Source organism: Bacteroides sp. L008, assembly GCF_040812255.1.
Lineage (GTDB): Bacteria > Bacteroidota > Bacteroidia > Bacteroidales > Bacteroidaceae > Bacteroides > Bacteroides vicugnae.
This window is the reverse complement of sequence record NZ_JBFNXO010000001.1, coordinates 4,692,538-4,718,386: the sequence shown is the minus strand read 5'-3', so window position 1 is coordinate 4,718,386 and position 25,849 is coordinate 4,692,538. Positions and strand designations below refer to the sequence as shown.

Here is a 25,849-nt window from a genome sequence, read left to right as displayed (position 1 = left end):
ATGAAAAGAAGTTATTGGCTATACAAAATGTGCCTGTTGCTCGGGTTGGGAATCTGTATTCCCGTTACAGGAAATGCATCAGATATTGGAGATGCTACCCTGATACAGCAACAGTCCAAGATAACAGCCTCCGGAGTCGTCGTGGACGAGTCCGGTGAAAGCCTGATCGGAGCTTCCGTCATGGAAAAAGGAGCAGCAACGAATGGTACTATTACAGACATAGACGGTCGTTTCTCTTTATCGGTTGCTCCCAACGCAATACTGGAGATCAGTTATGTAGGTTATCAAAAACAAGATGTACCTGCAAAAAAAGACATGCGCATCATTATGCATCCGGACGTAGCGAATCTGGAAGAAGTTGTAGTAGTGGCTTACGGTACCCAGAAAAAAGTTTCTGTCATTGGCTCCGTTGCTTCCATCGACCGAAAAGAATTGATGAAGTCTTCATCGCCCAACTTAAGCTCTGCTTTATCCGGAAAGCTCCCCGGACTGACCACTATCCAGACTTCCGGTGAACCGGGACGTGACGAAGTGACCATGTTCCTTCGTGGTGCAGCCACCACAAACGGTACAAATCCATTAATCATGGTAGATGGAGTAGCTGTAGACGATATGCGTTCCATCGATCCGAACGAAATCGCTAATATTTCCGTATTGAAGGATGCTTCCGCAACGGCAGTATTCGGCGTACGAGGTGCCAATGGAGTTATAATGATCACCACCCGGAGAGGTGAAAAAGGAACTGCCCGTATCAGTGCCAATGTAGAATTCAGTATGCAGGAAATGGCCTTCAAACCCGAACGCCTGAACTCATGGGATTGGGTAAGACTTCGCAATGAAGCACTCACTAACGATGGGAACTCTGCCGAGTTCTTCGGACCGGACATCGACAAGTTCGACTCATGGAAAACAGGTAACCCCGTAGATCCTGATTTCTATCCGAATAATAACTGGCAAGATATCTTATTCAGAGATTATGCACCTATGACCAGAGCTAACATGAACGTTTCCGGAGGTTCGGACAAACTTCAGTATTTTGTAAGTGCAGGCTACCTGCATCAGGGAGGTATGTTCAACGTAGAACCTAAATCCAAGTTAGGTTACAATGCCCAGTCTTCATTAGACCGATACAACTTCCGTTCAAATATTGACTATAAAGTCAATAAGTCAGTGAAGATCAACTTAAATGCCTCCTCTTATCTGGAACGGATCAACGGGACTTCTGCAAGCATGACAAGTGTATTCAATAGTGCTCTGACTTCACGGCCTACTTCCATGTATCTGACTCCGGAAGGTGCATACGCCACCGACGCTATACGCACCTTCCCTATCGGAGCCGGATTATCTGTAGAAGATCCTGCCAACAATTCGTTGAGTGCATATCCTTTAATCAACCGTTCGGGTTATCAACTGGAGACCAGATCGGGAATCAATGTCATCGGAGGAGTGGAAATTGATTTGGGATTTATCACCAAAGGGCTCTCTGTCAAAGGACAAGTATCTTTCGACTCCAAAGGATTCGGCAAAACAATAGGAAAACGTTCCTACACCTGGTATACCTATCAGACGTTAGCTTCAGGAGAACATCTGTTTATCAACCGGCATCCTAGCCTGGAAGATGAAGATGGTCCAATCGAGCTGACCAAGTCTTCCGAGTCCTATTGGACAATGAACCTGCAAGCGCAAATCAACTACAACCGTAGTTTTGCTGAGAAACACAATATTACTGCCATGTTCCTGGCACAGCGGGATGTTAAAGAATCTAAAGAGACATCAGGTGATCTGCTATTGCCTTATAATGTAATCGGTATTGCAGGACGTGCAACCTATGATTATGACAGGCGTTATTTTGTAGAAGTAAATATGGGTTACAACGGTTCGGAGCAATTCTCTCCAGACAAACGATTCGGATTCTTCCCCGCCGCCTCTCTTGGTTGGTTAGTAACTAACGAAAGCTTTCTTCAGGATAATCCAGTCCTGACGAATCTGAAATTAAGAGCTTCTTGGGGAAAAGTAGGAAATGATGCATTTACAACCAGTGACGGAAAGCCTGCCCGCTTCCTTTATCTGGATAATATCAGTCAATATTCCGTAGTAACAGACAGTAAAGGAGACCACTGGTTATCTCCTAGTTTGGGGTACGCTTCCAACGGTTCCGGCTGGGGACAAGGTTACAAAATCGCCGAAAACTACATAGGAAACAAAAGTATCACATGGGAAACAGCTGAAAAACAAAATTATGGTATAGACATATCTTTGTACCATGATCTTTCTTTCTCGTTCGACTACTTTGTTGAAAAAAGAAAGAACATCCTGATCATCCCTCAAACTACTCCTATGATTCAAGGTCTGCCCTCCTCTGCCCTTCCATTGATGAACGATGGTGAAGTCAAGAACCAGGGATTTGAGATGGTACTCGGATATCAGAAGCAATTCAAGAACGGACTATCCGTTTCTGCCAATGCAAACTTCAGTTATGCCAGAAACAAAGTTTTGGAATATGACGAACCGCTATTAGGTAAGGATTATGCATACCGCACCCGCACTACCGGATTTTCATTAGGACAAAACTGGGGATATATTATCGACCACAGCTATGATCCCGAAAAAGGCCGTGACGGAACCGGTTTCTTCTACAGTGACGAAAGTATCGCCAAAAGCGGACTGACTTACGAAGGTGTAGGAACACCGGAACCCGGAGACTTTATTTATAAAGATCTCAACGGAGACGGTGTGATCAATGACCGTGACAAAGCTCCTATCGGCTATTCATCTCTGTTACCCCGCATCAACTACGGTTTCTCTTTATCTGCCAATTGGAAAGGATTCGACGTTTCCATCATGTTGCAAGGAGTAGGCCAATACAGCAAGACTTATTCGGGAGCCGGTATCTACGAAAGCAGTGGCAACTTTTACAAAATGCACATGGGACGTTGGAGCGAAGAACGCTATAATAATCATGAAAAGATTACGTATCCCCGTTTATCCAGCAGTGGTGGACCAAGCTTACAGCCCAATGATTTCTTTATCATGGATGCCTCCTATATACGTCTGAAAAATGCAGAAGTAGGATATACATTACCGGAAAGCATCAGCAAGAAAATCGGTGCATCGAATGTACGTTTCTATTTAAGCGGTAACAATCTGTATACATGGACTCACCTCAAAACCGATAGCTTCGATCCGGAACAGAACGGTCCGGCAGCTTATCCGACAATGCGCACTTACAATGTAGGTTTAAATATTACATTTTAACGGCTAAAACAAACCCGATATGAAAAAAAGATTTATTTATATATGCATGTTTGCTTCTCTGCTCACATTCAGTTCTTGTAACGAAGCATTGGATGTAGCTCCTGACGGAAGATTATCGCTGGATGAAGTATTTCAGGATCCTGATCTGACCAAAGCTTATTTCAGCACTTGTTTTGACTACCTGCCCAAAAAGAGTTTGCGATATCACTTCTGGAGCAACTATCCTGTGGCACTTAGTGACGAAGCATGGGATTGCACAGATGGTTCCGGCGGTGGCTTTGCACATGCCGCATCAGGTAACTGTACTACTACAGACTTCTATCTTGATGTTCGTAGAGACATGGGTGATACCTACTCGGAAGGAGGATACTGGCAATTATACTGGGGACAAATCCGCACCATCAACACATTCCTCCAACGGGCAGCCACTGCTGCCATCCCGAGCGAAACAGATCGTGACCGCTGGGTAGCGGAAGCTCATGTACTCCGCGCTTATTTCTATATGGAACTGTTGAAATGGTATGGTCCTGTACCTATTGAAAAGGAGCCTTACGGGCTGGATTATGATTTTTCAACCTTATCACGCCCCAGCTTTGAGGACTGCGCCCGCTTCATTGTAGACGATTGCGAAACAGCCCTTAAATCAGCCAATCTTCCCTGGAGGCTGACAACGCTCAACGAAAAGATCAGAATGACCAAAGGCATCGCAATGGCTATCCGTTCCGAAGCATCTTTGTTTGCTGCCAGCACTTATAACAATGGTGGAAAGGATCTATGGGAATGGGCTTACACGATCAATAAAGACTGTTTGGAACAATTGAAAGCCAACGGCTACGAACTCTATACTAAATGTTCGGATACGGAAAAGTATTATAACAATGCTTATATGGAGTACTTCACGCTCAATAACTACATTGGAACAGATCCCAGTGACAAAGAAACAATCTGGCAAAGCACAGAAGGTTATTGGCCCGACCCGTATACAAATCCTTTGTATGATGTTATCGGAGCACCGGTATTAGGGAATGCCCAACTCACCATTGTGCCTTCTCAGGAGTTAGTAGACGCCTATGATATGTTAGCAACCGGAAAACCAATATTGGATTTGTCAAAACCTTATAATGATGAGAAGCATCTGTCTCCTAATTACAATCCCAATAGTGGTTATGATCCTGCAAATCCCTATAATGGACGCGATTTACGTTTACAGGCTACTGTTTTTTACAATAACAGTCCAGTTCTGTTAGGCAAAGAACCGGCAGTTGTAGAAACATATGTAGGAGGAAACAGCGAAATCCGTACCAGTGGAAATACCAACACACGTACCGGTTATTATTGGAGAAAGAGAATGGTGAACGGTAACTGTAAAGCAGCCGGAGTGGCTGGATATGACGGACGTTTCCGTTTCTACCGGTTAGGCAAAATCTATCTGAACGCAGCCGAAGCAGCCATTGAAAGCGGTCATCTCACCGAAGGTCTGGGATGGATCAATGAAATCCGCCACCGGGCAGGCTTTGATCCCTCGGTTGATTTGTCTACAAATGATAAGAACGAAGCACGCTTGTTAGTACGCCATGAACGTCAGGTAGAACTGGCTTGCGAAGAAGACAGATATTTCGACATCCGCCGCTGGACACCAGCAAATGAGAACATGGAAAACGAGAAGTTTACCACAGGTATGAAAATCACCAAGAATGGAAATTCATTCTCTTATGAAAGAATTATTTTAGGAACAGACGGCGGCAAGCCGAGTAAAATGAGTTACGAAAAGAAATGGCACGTATATCCTATCCCTGCCAGTGAAGCAGCCGTATTGGAAGGCACGACAGGACAGACGTGGCAAAATGCAGGATGGTAATCATAAAACAGAATGTATATGAAAAACAGAATAATCACACTTTTGTGCATCGTATGCCTGTTCACAGGCAATGAAGTATGCCGGGCACAAGTGCAAGAAGTTATATCCGGTGTGGTGCGGAATGAGAGCAACGAACCTTTAGACGGCGCAATCATTTCTGTTCCGGACAATCCCGAATACACCACAAGCAGTGACAAAGACGGAAAATTCATCATGGAGATTCCGTCGGGAGCCAGTATGGTCATTTGTAAGATTCCAGGATATCGGAACCAGACAATGAAATTCACTCTGAATAAACCGGTGGAGTTTCGTCTGATATCAGATATCACCGGCCAGGATACATCTCTCGAAGTAGCCATGCTGCAAAAAGAGAGAAAAGGAGGTTATACAGGAGCAATCTCTACCGTTCAGGGAGAAGAGTTAGTTAAAACACCTAATAGCGGATTTTCAGCCACACTGACCGGACGTTTGGCCGGGTTGACCTCTATCCAGTCAACCAGCACACCGGCCGACGATGCAACAACGATGTATATACGTGGCCTGAACTCTATAAATGGTAATTCACCTTTGGTCGTGCTCGACGGAATTCCGGCTCCACTGTTCGACATGAACACACTTGATGCCAATGCTGTTGAATCTGTCAGTATTCTGAAAGATGCCGCAGCTAAAGCATTATATGGTCCCCGGGCTTCCTCCGGAGTGATTCTTATTACTACCAAAAGAGGAGAAATAGGACGTACCAAAGTAAATGTAAACATGGACTTCTCTATACAGCAGGCTACCCAGCGCCCCAAAACAGTAGGTACAGGTGAATATGCACAGATGCGTAATCAGGCACTACTCAATGATGGTGGCACTCCGCTTTATTCTTTATATGAAATAGCAGGATTCACAGATGGGACTATACCCGGACATGACTGGTATGACACCTTTATGAATGATGCAGCCAGTATGCAACGTTACAACATCAATATCAGCGGAGGTAATAACCGGGTTAAGTATCTTGTTAATGCCGGCTATCTTCACCAAAACAGCCTGATTGACGCAGAGAAGAACGACAACTATAACCCCGCGCTCAAATTGCATCGTTTCAATATCCTAGCCAATGTAGACGTTACTCTGCACCGTTATCTGAATTGTTTCCTCAATACTAATGTCACTATCGACCGGATGAACCAAGGGTATAATGGAACAGGAGATATTATGAATTCAATCTATCAGATGGCTCCCACCGTACCGGGACCTGTCACCGAAGATGGAAAGGTAATTACCACAGAATATAACGAATACCCTACTTACGGACTTATCAACCGTTCCGGATATAGCCACCGGACAGGTATCAACCTGAATGTCGCCTATGGAATGAACTTGGATCTGGGATTCCTGACCAAAGGATTAAGCGTAAAAGGAATAGTAGGTTACGAAGCAAACTATGACGGTACAATCTACGGTTCTACCGACTATGCACGTTACGCAGCCAATGGCAACGGGCTTTTCGGCACACACACCACTCTTCCTCTAAGCCTAAGTAAGACTGCCAATATGCGTTATTTTATCAACTTCCAGGGGTTTGTCAACTACAACCGTACTTTTGGAGAAAAGCATGAAGTAGACGCATTTATCAGCTATTTCAATGAGAATATGATGAAAAACGGAGATCTTCCATACGACCGTTTGTCACTGATGGGACATCTCAAATATGGTTATGGTTCACGGTATTATATACAGGGAGATTTCACTTATGACGGTACGGAACAGTTCAAACCGGGCAACCGTTTTAAATTCTTTCCGACGGTATCCGCCGCCTGGGTGGTATCCAACGAAAGTTTCCTGAAAGACAGTGACTGGTTGTCTTTCCTCAAAGTACGTGCGTCTGCGGGCTGGCTGGGAAATGACCAAATATCCGCAACACGTTTCCTGTATGCTACCGATGTACGTTATCAGTTGCAAGGCTATTTGTTAAGTAACTACTATGCAGCTCAAACAGTAGAAGGTATGCAAGGTAATCCATATATCCACTATGAAAAGTCTTTCCAGCAAAACTACGGAATTGATATCACTCTGCTCAATTCATTAAGTTTCACATTTGACTACTGGAACGTAAAGCAGACCAATATGGCTATCCAAGACAATAGTATCTCTTCTGCACAAGGTATTGCCAGCAATTATCTGCCCTTCGAAAATCTAGGTAAGATGAATAACAAGGGATTCGATGTCGAATTATCTTACACCAAGAAGCTAAAATGCGGATTAAATATGACATTCAGAGGCAACATGGGATACAATAAAAACGAAGTGATTGATGTCAAAGAGTTAAATCGTACAACCAGCGGATATTACTATCCATATCGTAAGACCGGTTATTCTGCCGGACAACAGTTTGGCTATCTCATTGACTACTCCAACGGAAACGGATATTATAACAGTCAGGAAGAAATAGACAAGAGCGGACTCCGATTCTCCGGAGCTTCTCCCCGTCCGGGCGACTTTGTCTACAAGGACCTGAACAACGACGGAAATATCGACGAACGCGACCAAGCCCCAATGGATAAAGCACAAACGCTACCGACCATCGCCTATGGCGGATCTATCCAATTAGAATATAGGAACTTTGATTTATATGTTCAGTTGCAGGGCGTGTCGGGCACAGCCGCCTATTATAGTGGGTGCGGTATCTTCGACAATAGCTATCAAGGCGTGTACACCGACCTGCACCGTAATGCATGGACAGCAGAACGTTATGCTGCCAATGAAGAGATTTCCTACCCGGCTCTGACCACCGGAAACTCTTCCAGCCTCCAAAGCAATGAGTTCTTCTATTCTAAGAATAACTATTTGCGAGTAAAAAATGTAGTATTAGGATATACATTGCCAAAACGTTGGAGCAGTAAACTAAAACTGGAGAAGATGAGATTTTATATCAGCGGTGCTAACCTGCTGACTACTTCATCTCTTAAGTTTGACAATCTGGACCCTGAACAATATGCTTATACCGCATATCCTATTTACAGAACATTTAATATCGGACTTAACTTGAATTTCTAAAGACTAAAGTTATGAAAATAAAACAACTTATATTAGGAGTGCTCTCCCTATTTGTATTGCCAGCATTGAACGGATGCACCGATATTGAGGATCACCCGGACGGTCGTACAGATTACAGTGATTTGTTTACCACTAATCGCAAAACGTATGCCTATATGAACCAATGCTACGGATGGATTCTAAACTATGGAATGAACTATAATTATACCATGCTTGCAGGCTGTACGGACGAAGCAAAAGATGCTTGGGAACTACAGAACGGAGCTACCCGCAAATGGAATGAGGGACAATTATCCCCCTTCAGCAATCCATTGGAAAACATCGAAGGTAATCCGGAAAATTACAACCATTATTATCAAGGGATTCGCGCTTGCAACATCTTCCTTGCCAATATCCCTACTGCCAGTGTCTACTCGGAAGAGATACGTAACAGTTTCAAAGCACAGGTATTAACATTACGTGCTTTCTATTATCTTCAATTGGTAAAGCGTTATGGAGGCGTTCCTGTCATAACAACTCCTGACTACGATTATACCAAAGTCAAGAGAGGTACATTCGGCGAATGTGCCCGTCAAATATTGACCGATTGTCAGGATGCCATCGACATTCCCACTGTTGAAGAATGGGGGTGGCGTTCTTTGGACAAGGAAAACTACCGTCATGTAATGACGAAAGCCATCTGTGCAGCCATCCGTTCGCAAATAGCACTCTATGCGGCCAGCCCCCTGTACAATGACGGAACAATCACCTGGAAAGAAGCTGCAGAAATCACGAAGAAATCTTTGGACGACTGCCTGGCAAACGACTATGAACTTTATAAGAAACAGCCGAATGCCACTGCCGGTTACTCTCCTTATGATGTTTATTTCTACTCACGTACTGACCTTCCAGTAGTAAACGACAAAGAAACTATTATGGAAGTTGGACAGATGTATATGTGGAGTTATGCCGGTCTGCCAGCTACTGATGGTCAGACAGATGCTGGAGCCTGTCCGTCCCAAGAATTACTTGATGCTTATGAAGTTGTGAATGCGGATATGACAGAAGCCTATCCCCTTCTCAATCTTGAAAATCCCTATCAAGACGCCAATCACCTGCAGCCCAATCTGAATTCGGCTGTCCAGAATCTCTACAATCAAGCTAAGCCGTATGAAAACCGTGATCCACGTCTTAAAGCTTCTATCTATTATGATGGTTCCAAGCTGAATCTGGAGACGGGTACATTAGTCTCAACCAAGACAGGAGGAAACTGTGCTCTTGATCCGAGCAATGCACGTTACACCTGCACCGGTTATTATACACGTAAGTTCTCACATTACAAATCCGGACGTTCCGGTAATTTGGACGGATATTTTAAAGAGTTCCGTCTGGCCGAATTATATTTGAATTATGCGGAAGCTGCTAACGAAGCATCAACTACCGGAACCGTACCTAATGATGCAGTAGATGCAGTTAATACAGTGCGTTCCAGAGTAGGTATGCCGGGAATTCCTTACGGATTATCCTGCGACCAATTCCGTCTGCGAGTCAGAAATGAAAGACGTGTGGAACTTGCTTTTGAAGAACATCGCTTCTTCGACGTGCGCCGTTGGAAAATTTTGGATCAGACAGACAAGGTCGTCACCGGAATGAAAGCAAATGCGGATGGAAGCTATTCCCGCTTTGTTGTAGATAGTGACCGAAGAGCATACAGTGAGAAATTCTTATTATATCCCATACCGGGTGATGAAGCAATCCGGTTGCAAAATGCATCAGGAACTAACTGCCAAAATCCGGGATGGTAATCAACTATTAAAAATACAGATTATGCAAAAGTGGTTATTAACGATTATTATTGCCATACTTCCTGTTATCACGGCATGTTCCAAAAGCGATACTGATATATCTGCACCGGAAGAAGAAACAGGAAAGAAAACAGAGTTCAAGTTCCTCCAACTCAACTTATGGGTGGAATGTACCAAAGTGGAACATGCCCCGGAATACCTAATTGAACAAATTGCCACCATACAGCCAGATGTGGCAACGTTTTGCGAATTATATAAAGGTCCGCAAGACGACCCTGTGATGCCTAAACTGATGCAAGGACTTAAAGATAAAGGACTTACCTATTACGATGCACGCATAGACGGAAGGGCAGTCATATCGAAGTTCCCGATCAAAGAAACAGAGCGCATCAATAAATGGATGTTCAAAGCTATTCTGGATGTAAGCGGAAAACGGGTAGCTGTTTACCCGGCACACTCGGAATACCGCTACTACACATGCTATTATCCACGCGGATACAATGACGGTAGTGTTAATTGGGATAAACTTCCGGCTCCTATCACAGACGTGGACAAAATTCTGTCCGTATGTGAAGAATCAGACCGTATAGAATCTGCCCAGGCTTTTATCAACGATGCTGCCAAAGAACTGGAGCAAGGCGCATTTGTTTTCTTTGCCGGAGATCTGAACGAACCTTCTTATCTGGATTGGCAGAACGATACAAAAGATTTATTCGATCATCGGGGATGTATCGTTAATTGGGGAACTTCCAAATTGCTGATTCAAAGAGGATATAAAGATGCCTATCGGGTGATGCATCCCGACCCGGTTAAATATCCGGGGTTCACTTTTCCCGCCGACAACAAAGCAATCGCACCGGCAAACCTCTCATGGGCACCGGAAGCAGATGAACGTGAACGGATTGATTTCGTTTATTATTATCCGAATAAGGACTTGCAAGTGAAAAACGCGCAGATAGTAGGTCCGACAGGCTCTATCGTACGCGGGCAAAGAATAAAAGAACAAACCAAGGATCCGATTATTCCACCCGTAAACAATCAATGGCCAAGCGATCATAAAGGAGTATTGGTCACATTCTACATTAAATAGTCATGGGCACTATATAAAAGGTTAGTCAGGTTAGAAACCGGGAGAGTAATTCTGTTAAATAGGATTCTCTCCCGGTACTTTATAGTTACTTTCTTCTAATAAGGTTCACTGAAATCGAATAAAAATAATATATTTGCATAGATGTAAACACCTTAAAAAATAAATTAGTGAGAAAAGTAATTCTTTTATTTCTGCTATTTTTAAGCGTAGCTGGAGTCCGCACACAAGGTCAAAACATCACTTTTAGCCACTTGACCACGGACGACGGACTCTCCCAATTTTCTGTCAATAGCCTTTATATTGATGAACGGGGAATTATATGGATCGGCACTCGTGAAGGACTGAACCGGTATAACGGTAACGATATCAAAAGTTTCAAACTTAATAAAAACGACCCGAACAGCTTGTTCAGCAATACAGTGCTGCGCATCACCGGAAACAAAAACGGAAAGGTATACCTGCTCTGTACGGACGGAGTGGCAGAATTCGATCTGACCACACAAAGATTCAAAACGTTGCTGCAAGGCAATGTGGATGCTATTTATTTCAACGAGAAATTATATATCGGGAAAAGAGAAGAAGTATTTGTATATAATGAAAGTACGGGAAACTTCGATCTCTACTATCATCTTGCCGGAAAAGATATCACCCTCTCCTGCCTCCACCTGGACGAAAAGAAAAATCTGTGGATGGGAACTACCAGTAACGGACTTTACTGTTTATCGGGAGACAAGAAGATTTCCCAGCCTATCACAAGAGGTAATATCGCCAGTATTTACGAAAATTCGTCTAAAGAATTATGGATTTGTACTTGGGAAGAAGGACTCTACCGGATAAAAACAGACGGTACCATTGAGAACTTCCGTCATGATCCAAAAAATCCAAACAGTATTTGTGCCGACTTCGTAAGGAGTTGCTGTGAAGATAATGCAGGAAATCTGTGGATAGGAACCTTTCACGGGTTAAATCGCTATGAAAAGAGCACAGGCAAATTCCAACTTTACACTGCCAACGCGAACAAACCCGACGGTCTCACCCACTCCTCTATCTGGTGCATCGTCAAAGATGAACAAGGAACAATTTGGCTGGGCACTTATTTCGGAGGTGTCAACTATTTCAATCCGGAATATGAAATCTATACCCGCTACAAGACGGGAGATACAGAAAAAGAAGGGTTAAGTAGTCCGATTGTCGGCAGAATGACTGAGGACAAAGACGGAAACTTATGGATCTGTACAGAAGGCGGTGGCGTGAATGTGTACGACCGGAAAAATAATACCTATCGGTGGTATCGCCACGAAGAGGGCAAAAATAGTATTTCCCATAACAACGTCAAAGCAATCTATTACGACCGGACTAATGAAATTATGTGGATAGGTACACACTTGGGAGGATTGAACAAACTCGACCTGCGTACCAACCGTTTCACAGTCTACCGGATGAAAGTGGGAGACCCAACTTCGCTACCTTCGGATATCGTCCGAGACATTGTACCTTATAAGGACAAGCTGGTTGTCGCCACACAAAACGGTGTCTGTCTTTTCAATCCGGCAACAGGTGCTTGCCAACAACTCTTTAAAGAAACCAAAGAAGGAAGAGGCATTGGCATGGTAGCCAGTCTTTGCATCGACAAAGACGGTACATTGTGGATTGCGGCTACCGGGGAGGGTGTTTATTCTTACCGGTTCGACAGCGGTAAACTTACTAATTATCCGCACAATCCCGCTAATCCGAACAGTCTTAGCAACAATAATATCAACAGTATCATGCAGGACAGTAATGGTAATCTGTGGTTCTGCACCTCCGGAAGCGGTCTCGACCGTTACCGTAAGGCAAGTGATGACTTTGAAAACTTCGATGTACAAACAGATGGTTTATCCAGCGACTGCATCTACGAAGTATGCGAATCATCCATACAGAAAGGCGACTTATTGCTGATTACCAATCAAGGGTTCTCACAGTTTGACTATCCAAGCAAGAAATTCTATAATTACGGTACGGAAAACGGATTCCCGCTAACCGCCGTTAATGAAAACGCACTATTTGTGACACATGACGGAGAAGTGTTCCTTGGTGGTATTCAGGGAATGATTTCTTTCTGGGAAAAGAAGCTACACTTCACTCCCAAATCATATAATATCATTCTTTCCCGCCTGCTTGTCAACGGAAAAGAAGTAGTTCCGGGAGATGAAAGCGGCATCCTGGAACAGTCGATCTGTCACACTCCGGAAATCAGTCTGAAAGCGAATCAATCAATGTTTAGCATCGAATATGCCACTTCCAACTTCATCCCTGCCAACAGAGATGAGATTCTCTATCGTCTGGAGGGTTTCTCGGACGAATGGAACCATACTTACCGGAAGCAAACGCTGATTACTTATACAAACCTGAATCCGGGTAAATATACCCTTGTCATCAAATCACAAAAGGAAGGAATAAAAGAGGCCAGACTGCTGATTATCGTACTCCCTTCATGGTATGAGACATGGTGGGCTTACCTGATTTATACCATTGTCACTATCAGCCTGTTATGGTATCTTATTCAGAACTATAATTCGCGCATCAAACTCCGTGAGTCTTTGAAGTACGAGAAGAAGCATATTGAAGACCTTGAAGCATTGAACCAGTCGAAACTCCGTTTCTTCACTAACATCTCACACGAATTCCGCACACCGTTAACGCTGATCGTGGGACAAGTGGAAACTTTGTTGCAGGTGCAGACATTTACGCCTAATATATATAATAAGGTGTTGGGAATCTACAAGAACAGTCTCCAATTACGGGAACTGATTACGGAACTACTTGATTTCCGTAAACAGGAACAGGGTCACATGAAGATCAAAGTAAGCCAGCACAACCTGGTTAACTTCCTGTATGAGAATTATCTGCTCTTCCTCGAATACGCCAGCAGCAAACAAATCAACTTCAAGTTCAACAAACAGAAGGATGACATTGAAGTGTGGTATGACCAAAAACAGATGCAGAAAGTGATAAACAACCTGCTGTCTAATGCAGTAAAACATACCAAGGCCGAAGATACGATTTCGATTAATGTATCGCAGGAGAAAGACCATGTCATCATTGAAATAAAAGATACCGGTACAGGTATCGCTGCTGCCGAAATTGATAAGATATTCGACCGCTTTTATCAGACCGAACATCTCAACTCGCTGAATACCGGAGCCGGTACAGGCATCGGACTGGCACTGACGAAAGGTATTGTGGAACTTCATCACGGCACAATCCGGGTGGAAAGCGAACCGGGCAAAGGAAGCAGTTTCATCATTACCCTCAAACTAGGCAAGGAACACTTTACAGAAGAGCAAATAGCAAAGGATGATACGGAAACCCTCCAACAGACAGAAACTATTGTTCCTTCAGTAGAAGTAATCCCTGATTCGGAATGGAAAGAAGAAGATAACAAGCGTATCGAAGACGCCAAAATGTTGATAGTGGAAGACAATGAGTCTATCAAGCAGATGTTAGTCGGTATTTTCGAAACATTCTATCAGGTCAGTACGGCTTCCGATGGAGTAGAAGCATTAGAGATGATACAGAAGGATATGCCAAGCATCATTTTAAGTGATGTCGTGATGCCACGTATGTCGGGTACGGAACTTTGCAAACAGATCAAGACGGACTTTAATACCTGCCATATTCCGGTGGTATTATTAACTGCGCGTACTGCCATAGAGCACAATATCGAAGGTTTGAAGATTGGTGCGGATGATTATATCACGAAACCGTTTAATACCAATCTTCTGATTTCCCGCTGCAATAATTTGGTTAACTCCCGCCGACTACTGCAAGAGAAGTTCAGTAAACAACCACAGGCTTTTGCCCAAATGTTGGCTACCAACCCGATGGATAAGGAGATGCTCGACCGTGCGATGGCTATTATCGAACGTCATCTGGACAATACAGATTTCAACGTCAATATCTTCGCTCGCGAAATGGGTATGGCACGTACGAACCTATTCACCAAACTGAAAGCTGTGACAGGTCAGACTCCGAATGATTTCATCCTAAGCATACGTCTCAAAAAGGGTGCTGTCATGTTAAGGAATAACCCGGAGCTGAATATCACGGAGATTTCCGACCGGATTGGGTTCTCCTCCTCCCGCTATTTCAGTAAATGTTTCAAGGAGATTTATCACGTCAGTCCGCTGGCTTACCGTAAAGGAGAAGAGAGCGGAGAAGAAGGAGACGGGGAAGAAACAGATTAGCAGGCAACTGTACAAGCACTCTTGCAAAATAATCTTATATTATTAGGCACGAATCACACGGATTTCACGGATTAAAAAAACGATGAGTATGAAAACAACAGCGTTCATCCGTGTGATCCGTGCCTAAATTTATGATATAAACGGTTTCTTAGTCTGGACATCTTCGCCCGAATAAAAAAGGTAACTTCTTAAGTGTACTATTTTGTACTTCACTTGTACATTCCTACTCATTCTTTTTCTTCCAATCGCTTATCTTTGTGTTCATTACATTATTTCCTAAAACACTCAGCATTATGAAAAACGTTTCGCGTCTACTTCCCCTGTTGTCCGGCATCGTCACGCTGTCAGGATGCAATCAAGCACCCCAAAAGAGCAATGGGCAGAATAACCAAAAGCCTAACATTATTTATATATTTGCAGATGATCTCGGCATTGGTGATTTAAGCTGTTATGGAGCAACGAAAGTGAGTACCCCCAACATCGACCGGCTGGCAGGACAAGGAGTACAATTTACCAATGCTTATGCAACTTCCGCCACCAGCACTCCTTCCCGTTTCGGACTCCTGACCGGTATGTATCCATGGAGACAAGAAAACACAGGGATTGCTCCCGGCAACTCTGAACTCATTATCGATACTACCTGCGTCACCATGGCAGATATGCTGAAAGATGCAGGATACGCAACCGGTGCAGTAGGCAAATGGCATCTGGGACTCGGTCCGAAAGGTGGAACCGACTTTAACAACCGGATTACCCCTAACGCACAAAGCATCGGTTTTGACTACGAATTTATTATTCCGGCTACCGTAGACCGTGTACCTTGTGTATTTGTAGAAAACGGACATGTCGTAGGACTTGACCCCAATGATCCTATCACCGTAAATTATGACCACAAAGTCGGCGACTGGCCTACGGGAGAAGAGAACCCGGAGCTCGTCACTTTAAAACCCAGTCAGGGACACAATAATACAATTATCAACGGTATTCCCCGTATCGGCTGGATGACCGGAGGAAAATCCGCTCTTTGGAAAGATGAAGACATAGCTGATATCATCACCAACAAGGCTAAGAATTTCATTGCATCCCATCAGGAAGAACCCTTCTTCTTATATATGGGTACGCAAGACGTACATGTACCGCGCATCCCCCACCCACGTTTCGCAGGCAAAAGCGGACTCGGCACTCGTGGCGACGTCATCCTGCAACTGGACTGGACCATCGGTGAAATCATGCACACACTGGATAGCCTCCACATCGCAGACAACACCATCCTTATCTTTACCAGCGACAACGGCCCTGTTATTGACGACGGCTATCAAGACCAAGCTTACGAACTTCTCAACGGACATACTCCGATGGGGATCTACCGTGGCGGGAAATACAGTGCTTACGAAGCGGGTACACGCGTTCCGTTTATTGTCCGTTGGCCTGCCCGGGTGAAGCCGAACAAGCAACAAGCTCTCTTCTCTCAAATAGATGTGTATGCATCGCTCGCCTCACTTCTGGACCAACCTTTACGCAAGGGAGCTGCCCCCGACAGTCAGGAACATCTGAACGTTCTCCTCGGCAAGAATAATACAAACCGTGAGTATGTCGTTCAACAGAATCTCAATAACACACTTGCCATCATAAAAGGCCAATGGAAATACATCGAACCGAGCGATGGCCCCGCCATCGAACATTGGACGAAAATGGAGTTAGGCAACGACAAACAGCCTCAACTTTACGATTTATCCTCCGATCCATCGGAGAAAACGAATGTATCAAAACAACATCCCGACATAGTGAAAGAGTTATCCGAATTACTAGAATCCGTAAAAGAGAAATAGTTTATGAGAACAGAAAAATTGTATGATTTTGCACCAATCTTGAATAATTCTATCCATATTAGAATATTCAATCCGTCTATCTTTGCAAGCGTAGATTCAATAAAATCACTTAATTTTTAATATATGAAAAAACATTTATCCACTCAAACTAGAAAAAGGATGCTCTCCTCCATCGGACTGATCCTGTTTTCTGTTTCTTTTGTACTTGCACAGGTACTTGTTAAAGGTACAGTGAAGGACAACTTAGGAGAAGGAGTGCCGGGAGCCAGTGTTCAGGTACAAGGTACTTCACAAGGAACAATCACTGACCTTGATGGTAAATTTGCTTTTAACGTACCCAATAAGAATTCAATATTGGTTATTTCTTTCATTGGTTATGTCACTGTAGAAATAAAGGCGGACACTCAAAAGCCAATGGTTATCACATTGAAGGAAGATACAAAGACATTGGATGAAGTGGTAGTAGTCGGCTATCAGGAAATACGCAAGAGAGACCTGACGGGTTCTGTTGCCAAAGCCAGCATGGCAGAACTGCTTAGCACTCCGACCGCTTCTTTCGGCGAGACATTGGGCGGACGTATCGCCGGTGTCAACGTAAGTTCGGGCGAAGGTATGCCGGGCGGACAGATGAACATCGTTATCCGTGGAAACAACTCATTGACACAGGACAACTCTCCTCTTTATGTCATTGACGGTTTCCCGGTGGAAGACCCTTCCGTAGCCGCAGCCATCAATCAGAATGATATAGAATCTCTTGATTTTCTGAAAGACGCCTCTGCTACCGCTATCTACGGTGCCCGTGGCGCTAATGGCGTTGTGATGATTACCACCAAGAAAGGTACAATCGGACAACCTAAAATTAAATACGACGGAAGTTTCGGTATTCAGCATATCACTAAAACAATCCCGATGATGGATGCCTATGAGTTCGTCAAACTACAAGCAGAACGTAGTCCAAAAGATATGGAAACTACCTACTTCATGAATTATGACGGCAAGAAATGGGGACTGGAAGATTATAGGAATATCCCGCAATATAACTGGCAGGATGAAATCTTCCGCAGCGCATGGATGCAAAGCCACAATGTCAGCCTGACCGGTGGTTCGGAAGGAGTTCGTTACAACGCTTCTTTATCTTATTATGACCAGGACGGTATCTTGTTGGAATCGAACTACAAGCGTATACAAGGCCGTATGGGTACTACCATTCAAAAGAAGAAACTGAAAATCTATCTGACAACCAACTATTCAAGCACTACAACCACCGGTGGTTCTCCTTCGCAGAACTCATATAGTGGTATGAACAACCTGTTCTATAGCGTATGGGGATATCGCCCCGTGACGGAACCGGACAGACCTTTAAATTCATTGATGGATAACATCATGGACGATGCGATAAACAACACCAACGACTATCGTTTCAATCCTATCATGTCTTTGAAAAACGAATATCGCAAGACGTACGCGAACTATATCCAGTTCAACGGATTTGCAGAATATGAATTTATCAAAGGATTGAAGTTGAAAGTTTCCGGCGGTTACACGTTCGATACCCGCAAAGGGGAAACATTCAACAACTCGAAGACCCGTTATGGTAATCCGAAATCATCCGATAAGGTGAATGCAGAAATCTATCATTCTCAACGTGCAACATGGTTGAACGAAAATATTCTGACCTATCAGACCAATATCAAACGGAAGCATTTCTTCAATAGTATGGTAGGTGTAACCCTGCAAAATTCTGACTATGAATACTATTCATACAAGACAGTGCAAATTCCGAACGAAGCACTCGGGATGGCAGGAATGAGCGAAGGAATTCCCAGTACGACCAAATCACTAAAGAGTTCCTGGTCTATGCTTTCTTTCCTGGGACGTTTGAATTATAACTATAAATCATTGTATTACGCAACAGTTTCTTTCCGTTCCGACGGTTCTTCCAAGTTCCGTGGTGATAACCGTTTCGGTTACTTCCCTTCCGGTTCATTGGCTTGGGGATTCATGGAAGAGGATTTCATGAAACCATTGAAATCTGTTGTTTCTTCCGGTAAATTAAGAGCAAGCTGGGGATTAACCGGTAACAACCGCGTAGGTGAATATGACACATATGCTTTATATCAGATATTAAAAGATAAAGTTGGAGATTTTATTTCGATCGGTAGCCTACCAAGTGGTGTATATCCGTTCGAAAACAGTCTGACAAGTGTAGGTACAGTGCCTACTTCTTTAAGAAACAGAAAACTGAAATGGGAAACGACCGAGCAGTGGAATCTGGGTCTGGACTTGGGCTTCCTGGACGAACGTATCGGACTAACCGTAGACTGGTATCGTAAAACGACTCGTGATTTGTTGCTGAATACTGCACTTCCCACTTCTTCCGGCTATTTCAGTGCCATGAAGAATGTAGGAAAGGTACGCAACCAAGGTGTCGAATTTACCTTGAACACGACCAATATCAGGAACCGCCATTTCTCTTGGACTACCAACTTTAATATCGCATTCAACAAGAACAAAGTATTGGAATTGGCCGAAAACCAATCCTCTCTGTTGAGTGCAGCCAAATTTGACCAGAACTACAACTCACAATACAGCTACATTGCCAAAGTGGGTTATCCGATGGGAATGATGTACGGATTCATCTATGAAGGTACATACAAATATGAAGATTTTGATAAAGTGGGCGATACATATACACTGAAACGTAATGTTCCTTACTTCTCTTCCGAAAGCAATACACAACCGGGTATGCCGAAATACGCAGACTTGAATGGTGACGGCATTATCGACGATAACGACCGTACTATGATCGGTAACGGTATGCCGAAACATACAGGTGGATTTACCAACAATTTCGAATACAAAGGATTCGACTTGAGTATCTTCTTCCAATGGTCGTATGGAAACGATGTATTGAATGCCAACCGCCTGTTCTTCGAGAACAGCAATAAGACACGCGACTTGAACCAATACGCAAGTTACGCAAATCGTTGGACACCGGAAAACCCGGAAAGCAATATTCCGAGAGCTACCGACTCCGGCTCTAACAAAGTGTTCTCTACACGTATTATCGAAGACGGTTCTTTCCTTCGTCTGAAAACCGTATCTTTAGGATATACACTGCCGAAGCAACTGACCAAGAAATGGAAGATAGACAATGCGCGTGTATTCGTTGCAGGTCAGAATCTATGGACATGTACAGGATATTCCGGTTACGATCCGGAAGTATCTATCCGTGAAGGCGCACTGACTCCGGGACTGGACTTCTCCGCTTATCCGAGAGCCTACTCTATCAGTTTTGGTATAAACTTAGGTTTCTAATCAATCATCCTTCAAACAATTATGTATATGAAAACAATAAAAATAATCATCATATCACTTCTTGTCGGACTTAACCTGACTTCCTGCGATTTCCTGGAAAAAGACCCGACGTACACTACCCCTGAAAATTACTTCAAGAATGAAGCGGATGCTGCCTCTTGGCTAACAGGAACCTATGCTATTCTGGGGCAAAGTTCCTTCTACGGAAATGAATTCTTATACCTTGTAGGAGGTGACGATCTGGGACACTATGGAGGGGCTAACCGCGGACCTAACAAAAGTGGCTTGATCTGCAACAATGCCAATACGAGTGATCCGACTGTTGCAGCATTGTGGTATACCTTATACTCCGGTATCAACAGAGCCAATATTTTCCTGGAGAATATTGATGCAGTGCCCGATATAAACGATGATACCCGCAAGCAGTATAAAGCGGAAGCCCGCTTCTTACGCGCATTCTATTATTTCACTTTGGTAGAATGTTGGGGAGATGTACCTTTTAAGACTACTTCTACAGAAGATGCTTACAATCTCTCTATTCCACGTACGGACAAACAGACGATTTATGACTTTATCATCAAAGAGATGTATGGTTCTGCCGAGGATCTTAAATCTGCTCAAGAGTTGAACTATTTGCCGGGACGTGTTTCCAAATCGGCAGCTTGGGGAATGCTGGCACGTGTGTATATGTTCAGAGCCGGTGAGCCTAAACGTGACAAGGAAGTAGGTTTGGCCAACAGTACGACCAGCGCCGAGATTACAGAATATTTCAAGAAGGCAAGTTACTATGCGCAGTTAGTTAAAAACGAAGGTCATTCACTGACTGCCAAATATTGGGATTTCTTTATCGACATTTGTTCTGACAAGTATAACACAGCTCTCAATAAGGATGGTGCCAAAGCTAATGAGAGTATCTGGGAGGTAGAATTTGCTGGTAACCGTTCAACGGATGTACGCGCAGAAGGTAGAATTGGTAATATCATCGGTATTCAGGGAAAAGACCTTTCTTCCAAAGCCTCCATCACCGGTAAAGGTGACCCGGGTTATGCATACGCTTTTATCTGGAATACTCCTAAGCTACTGGAATTGTATGAAGCAAACGGTGACATTGACCGTTGCAACTGGAATATAGCTCCATTCACCTACACCCAATCAGCAGGAGAAGGCACTCCGGTAGACGGTCGTGAATTTGTGAAAGGAAAAAGAGATGAAGTGGAACAACAATATTGGGATCAATCCTTCAGCTATGGCAAAACAGATCCAGGTTCTACTTACGGTGATCGCGAATCGAAGAATGATGCTAATAAGAACCGTAACAGAGCTGCAGCCAAATATCGTAGAGAATACGAAGCAGACAAGAAGAGCAAGAACGATACTTCCATCAACTTTCCTCTTCTCCGCTACTCTGACATTCTGCTGATGATTGCAGAAGCTGAAAATGAAGTCAACCATGGTCCTAATGATCTTGCTTATGAGTGTATCAATGCTGTAAGAGAACGTGCAGGAATCAGCAAGCTTCAAGCAAATCTGGATGAAGAGAACTTCCGCAAAGCTATCAAAGACGAACGCGCTATGGAACTCTGCTTCGAATATACACGACGTTTCGACCTGATCCGTTGGGGAGACTATTACAAACTGATGCAGGAACAAGTGGACAAGGCACAGACTGACGAATCCTGGAAATTCGGAATCAATGTATACACTTACTTCAATATTCCGAAGTCTTACAACTATTTCCCGATTCCTGCCAATGAAATAGGATCGAACGGTGCTATTAAAACGAATAATCCGGGTTGGTAAATCTCTTATTAACTTTAAAAAGAAAAAGGATATGAAGACAATATATAAAAGTTTGATGACTATCGCTTTTGCCGGACTCTGTCTCGCTTCATGCGACAAGGAATTGAAAGAAGAGACAGCAATGGAAGTTGGCGTGGTGACAGACAGCAATGTCAGCTTCGACGGCAAAACTGTGACTGTAAAGAAAGGAAGCCCGGTAACGTTCAGCTTCGATGGTGATCCGGATTTTATAACATTCTTTAGTGGAGAAATTGACCATGAATATAGATTTCGGAACCGGACAGAAATGAAAATAGAGGATATCGAAAAATGTGAAATTAATTTCGATATGATTGCCCAATATGATGCGCCGCCTAAAAACACACCGCAGACTGCATTAGACATTTTCATTTCCGATAAATTTCCGGGAATGGCCAAGAATAATTTCGAAGCAGACAAGCAACTAGTGGAAGGATTTGACTGGACCTATTTAATACCGACAGATGAATTGCCGGTGAAAGTAGAAAATAACGACAAATCATATCCATACATTAAGAACTTGTCGTCTTATCTTGGAAAGCAAATCACCATTGCTTTCCATTACAAAGGCGGTCAGGATGGTGCTGTTAGACAACCTAAATTTTCCTTTAAAAATATACGCATAGAATTGGCTTTTAATAATAATAAATCAGAAACTGTCTATGCAAAAAATCTAGGTTTCACACCACTAAACATTGTAAATAATGAAAGTGACCAGCAATCGGACAAAGTTAAAGACAGAGAGTATGGAGCAGTTGATGGCGGTGTCCCCGGATTCTGGAAAACAAATTTACCGACGGAAATAATTGTATCTAGCTCTGCGGCTGGAGCTACACTAAAAAATAGTTGGCTAATCTCTGAACCACTTTTACTCAACGGTTCCTGCGATCCTGACGCTGGTGTAGCGATTAAGAATATCTCGCAATCGTTGGAGATATACTCACATACCTATGAAGAGACCGGTACATATACCGCTACCTTCGTAGCCAACAATGCAAACTACGTCCATCAAGGTGGTCAAGTAGTACGTGAACTGACTATAAACGTTGTAGAATAAAAATATATCCCCCAATTTTTCTAACCTTCAATCATAGAAAACGTTTATAAAAATCAGACTTTAATCAATTTAACATCAGAAAGAGAGGGACCGCGAGGCTCCTCTCTTTTACTTTTTCTGTATCTTTGCACAAAAATAAAAACAATGCCAAAGACTCTTCCTATTCATTTTGCCCCATTACAAGGTTACACCGAAGTGTTTTACCGTAATGCTCATGCTGCCTGCTTCGGAGGTATAGATACTTATTACACCCCATTTGTACGACTCGAAAAAGGAGGATTCCGCCATAGAGATGTCCGGGGAATCGAACCCGGGAACAATCAAGTACCCCACCTGATTCCCCAACTGATAGCCCCCTCTTTTGAGAAAGCAGAAAAAATCTTATCCCTATTCATTGAAAAGGGATATAAAGAAGTCGATATCAATATGGGATGTCCTTTTCCTATGCTGGCTAAACGTCACAATGGTTCCGGTATTCTTCCTTATCCTGAAGAAGTTCAGGCATTACTTAACCTGATTACAGAATATCCACAAATAAGTTTCTCTATCAAAATGAGGTTGGGTTGGGAAGATTCGGAAGAATGCCTGAAACTGGCTCCGATTATCAATGAGCTACCCTTGCGACAAGTGGCAATGCATCCCCGCTTGGGAAAACAGCAATATAAAGGAGAAGTTGACCTTAAAGCGTTTGAAGCTTTTCAGGGAGTCTGCAAACATCCGCTCATCTATAATGGGGATATCAATGGCGTAGAAGATATTCACCGCATTCAGGAACAGTTTCCCGGATTAGCCGGAATTATGATAGGACGGGGATTGCTTGCCAACCCGGCATTAGCATTGGAATATAGACAAAACCGTGCACTTGAGTCCGATGAAATGAGGGAGAAATTGCAATCTATGCATAAATGCGTATACAGTCAATACGCAGAACAGTTGGAAGGAGGAGACGAACAGCTTTTGAATAAAATGAAAACTTTCTGGGAATATTTAATGCCGCAAGCAGACAGAAAATCACTGAAAGCAATTCATAAAAGCACAAGCCTCAACAAATATAATCAGGCAATCCTTGCCTTTTTTAATCAACGATAAACTAATAACCAGTAATTTTTCGTAATTTTGCGCCCGTTTATAAACAAGCACATTATGAAAAAATACATTCTAATCTTTCTTTGTCTGATAACCGTATCAGGCAGCTTCGCACAAATGCAGGATTTCAAGTTTAAGTTCTACGGACAGATTCGTACTGACTTCTATTATAATAGTCGTGCTAACGAGGAAACCGTAGATGGATTGTTTTATATGTATCCGAAAGACAAAGTGCGCGATCCGGACGGGAACGATCTGAATTCAACACCCAACAGTAACTTCTATACTTTATACTCACGTCTCGGAGTAGACGTTGCCGGTCCCAAACTGGGAACAGCCAAGACGTCTGCCAAAGTAGAAGTTGACTTCCGCGGCACAGGTACTTCTTATTCAGTCATTCGTCTCCGTCATGCTTATTTGAATCTGGATTGGGGAAAATCAGCTTTATTGCTCGGGCAAAACTGGCATCCGTTATTCGGAGATGTGTCTCCGCAGATTCTTAATCTCTCTGTAGGAGCACCGTTCCAACCCTTCAGCCGTGCGCCACAAATTCGTTATCGCTATACAAACAAGAATTTCCAACTTACCGGAGCCGCAGTGTGGCAATCACAATATACTTCACAAGGACCGGAAGGGAAAACACATAAGTATCTGAAGCAAAGCTGTATTCCCGAATTTTATGTCGGAGCTGATTATAAGAATGATGGTTTGCTGGCCGGCGTAGGCATTGAGTTGTTATCATTGAAACCACGTACGGAGTCCACTGTAAATAAAGATACATATAAGGTAGACGAACGCATCACAACTCTTTCATACGAAGCTCATGTGAAATACACCAACAAAGACTGGTTCATCGCTGCGAAGAGTGTATTAGGATCCAATCTGACACAAGCTTCCGGCTTGGGCGGATTCGGGATCAAGTCTGTCAACGAACAAACGGGAGAACAAAAATATACTCCGATACGTTTCTCCAGCTCTTGGTTCAACGTTGTCTACGGAAAGAAATGGAAGCCGGGAATCTTCGTAGGCTATGCCAAGAATCTGGGAACAAGTGATGCACTATATGCTCCCAAAGGAAATGATGCAAAACTTTATGGAACAGGAACAGACCTTAACCAATTAGTTACGGCAGGAGCAGAACTGACCTACAATGTCCCCCACTGGAAATTCGGGTTGGAATATACATTAAGTTCTGCATGGTATGGTTCGCTCAATACGTCCAATGGGAAAATTCAAGATACCCATGCCGTATGTAACAACCGTATTGTTGCCGTTGCCATGTTTATGTTCTAACCTCTCTATACAATTATTTTAATTATATATCTGTCACCTGTCACCGATTGCTGCTTAACGATTTGATTATTAACAATTAACACTGTGACAGCAATAGGTGACAGCAGTGTGACAACAATAATGCTGTCACCTTTGTTTCTCGTGGGGAAACTTTTAGTTTCAACGCTTGGAACCAAAGGTTTTGTACCGG

General features: G+C 43.4%; 12 protein-coding genes. All 12 read left to right on the top strand.

From position 1 onward, the window contains the following. The 12 genes from AB3G73_RS18295 (at position 1) to AB3G73_RS18240 (ending at position 25,659) form a co-directional block, all read left to right on the top strand. Positions 1-3,255: a SusC/RagA family TonB-linked outer membrane protein gene (locus tag AB3G73_RS18295; RefSeq protein ID WP_367745319.1), complete on the top strand. Its 3,255-nt coding sequence runs from the start codon at positions 1-3 to the stop codon at positions 3,253-3,255. 19 nt (positions 3,256-3,274) lie between these two features. Further along, positions 3,275-5,113, top strand: coding sequence for a RagB/SusD family nutrient uptake outer membrane protein (locus tag AB3G73_RS18290; RefSeq protein WP_148365482.1), 1,839 nt, complete (start codon positions 3,275-3,277; stop codon positions 5,111-5,113). A 12-nt stretch (positions 5,114-5,125) separates the two neighbouring features. Further along, complete coding sequence (locus tag AB3G73_RS18285) at positions 5,126-8,158, top strand: SusC/RagA family TonB-linked outer membrane protein (RefSeq protein WP_367745318.1); 3,033 nt, start codon at positions 5,126-5,128, stop codon at positions 8,156-8,158. Positions 8,159-8,169: 11 nt separating this feature from the next. Then, a complete protein-coding gene (locus AB3G73_RS18280) occupies positions 8,170-9,942 on the top strand; it encodes a RagB/SusD family nutrient uptake outer membrane protein (protein ID WP_217723189.1) in 1,773 nt (590 codons plus the stop codon). Positions 9,943-9,964: 22 nt separating this feature from the next. Next, positions 9,965-11,032: an endonuclease/exonuclease/phosphatase family protein gene (locus AB3G73_RS18275; protein ID WP_367745317.1), complete on the top strand. Its 1,068-nt coding sequence runs from the start codon at positions 9,965-9,967 to the stop codon at positions 11,030-11,032. 167 nt (positions 11,033-11,199) lie between these two features. After that, positions 11,200-15,258, top strand: coding sequence for a two-component regulator propeller domain-containing protein (locus AB3G73_RS18270; protein WP_367745316.1), 4,059 nt, complete (start codon positions 11,200-11,202; stop codon positions 15,256-15,258). Between the two features lie 293 nt (positions 15,259-15,551). Continuing rightward, the gene (locus AB3G73_RS18265) at positions 15,552-17,087 is read left to right on the top strand and encodes a sulfatase-like hydrolase/transferase (RefSeq protein WP_217723185.1); all 1,536 of its coding nucleotides are present in this window, start codon (positions 15,552-15,554) and stop codon (positions 17,085-17,087) included. A gap of 159 nt (positions 17,088-17,246) precedes the next feature. Next, positions 17,247-20,405: a TonB-dependent receptor gene (locus AB3G73_RS18260; RefSeq protein ID WP_074558201.1), complete on the top strand. Its 3,159-nt coding sequence runs from the start codon at positions 17,247-17,249 to the stop codon at positions 20,403-20,405. Positions 20,406-20,432: 27 nt separating this feature from the next. Beyond that, positions 20,433-22,205, top strand: a complete 1,773-nt coding sequence (locus AB3G73_RS18255; protein WP_099147532.1) for a RagB/SusD family nutrient uptake outer membrane protein — start codon at positions 20,433-20,435, stop codon at positions 22,203-22,205. Between the two features lie 31 nt (positions 22,206-22,236). Continuing rightward, positions 22,237-23,280 (top strand): DUF5017 domain-containing protein, encoded by a 1,044-nt coding sequence (locus AB3G73_RS18250; protein WP_148365475.1) that lies wholly within the window; start codon positions 22,237-22,239, stop codon positions 23,278-23,280. A 144-nt stretch (positions 23,281-23,424) separates the two neighbouring features. Next, a complete protein-coding gene (locus AB3G73_RS18245; RefSeq protein WP_148365474.1) occupies positions 23,425-24,369 on the top strand; it encodes a tRNA-dihydrouridine synthase family protein in 945 nt (314 codons plus the stop codon). A 54-nt stretch (positions 24,370-24,423) separates the two neighbouring features. Next, entirely contained in the window at positions 24,424-25,659 is a 1,236-nt protein-coding gene (locus AB3G73_RS18240; RefSeq protein WP_195649804.1) for a DcaP family trimeric outer membrane transporter, read from the top strand. Positions 25,660-25,849: the final 190 nt, after the last annotated feature.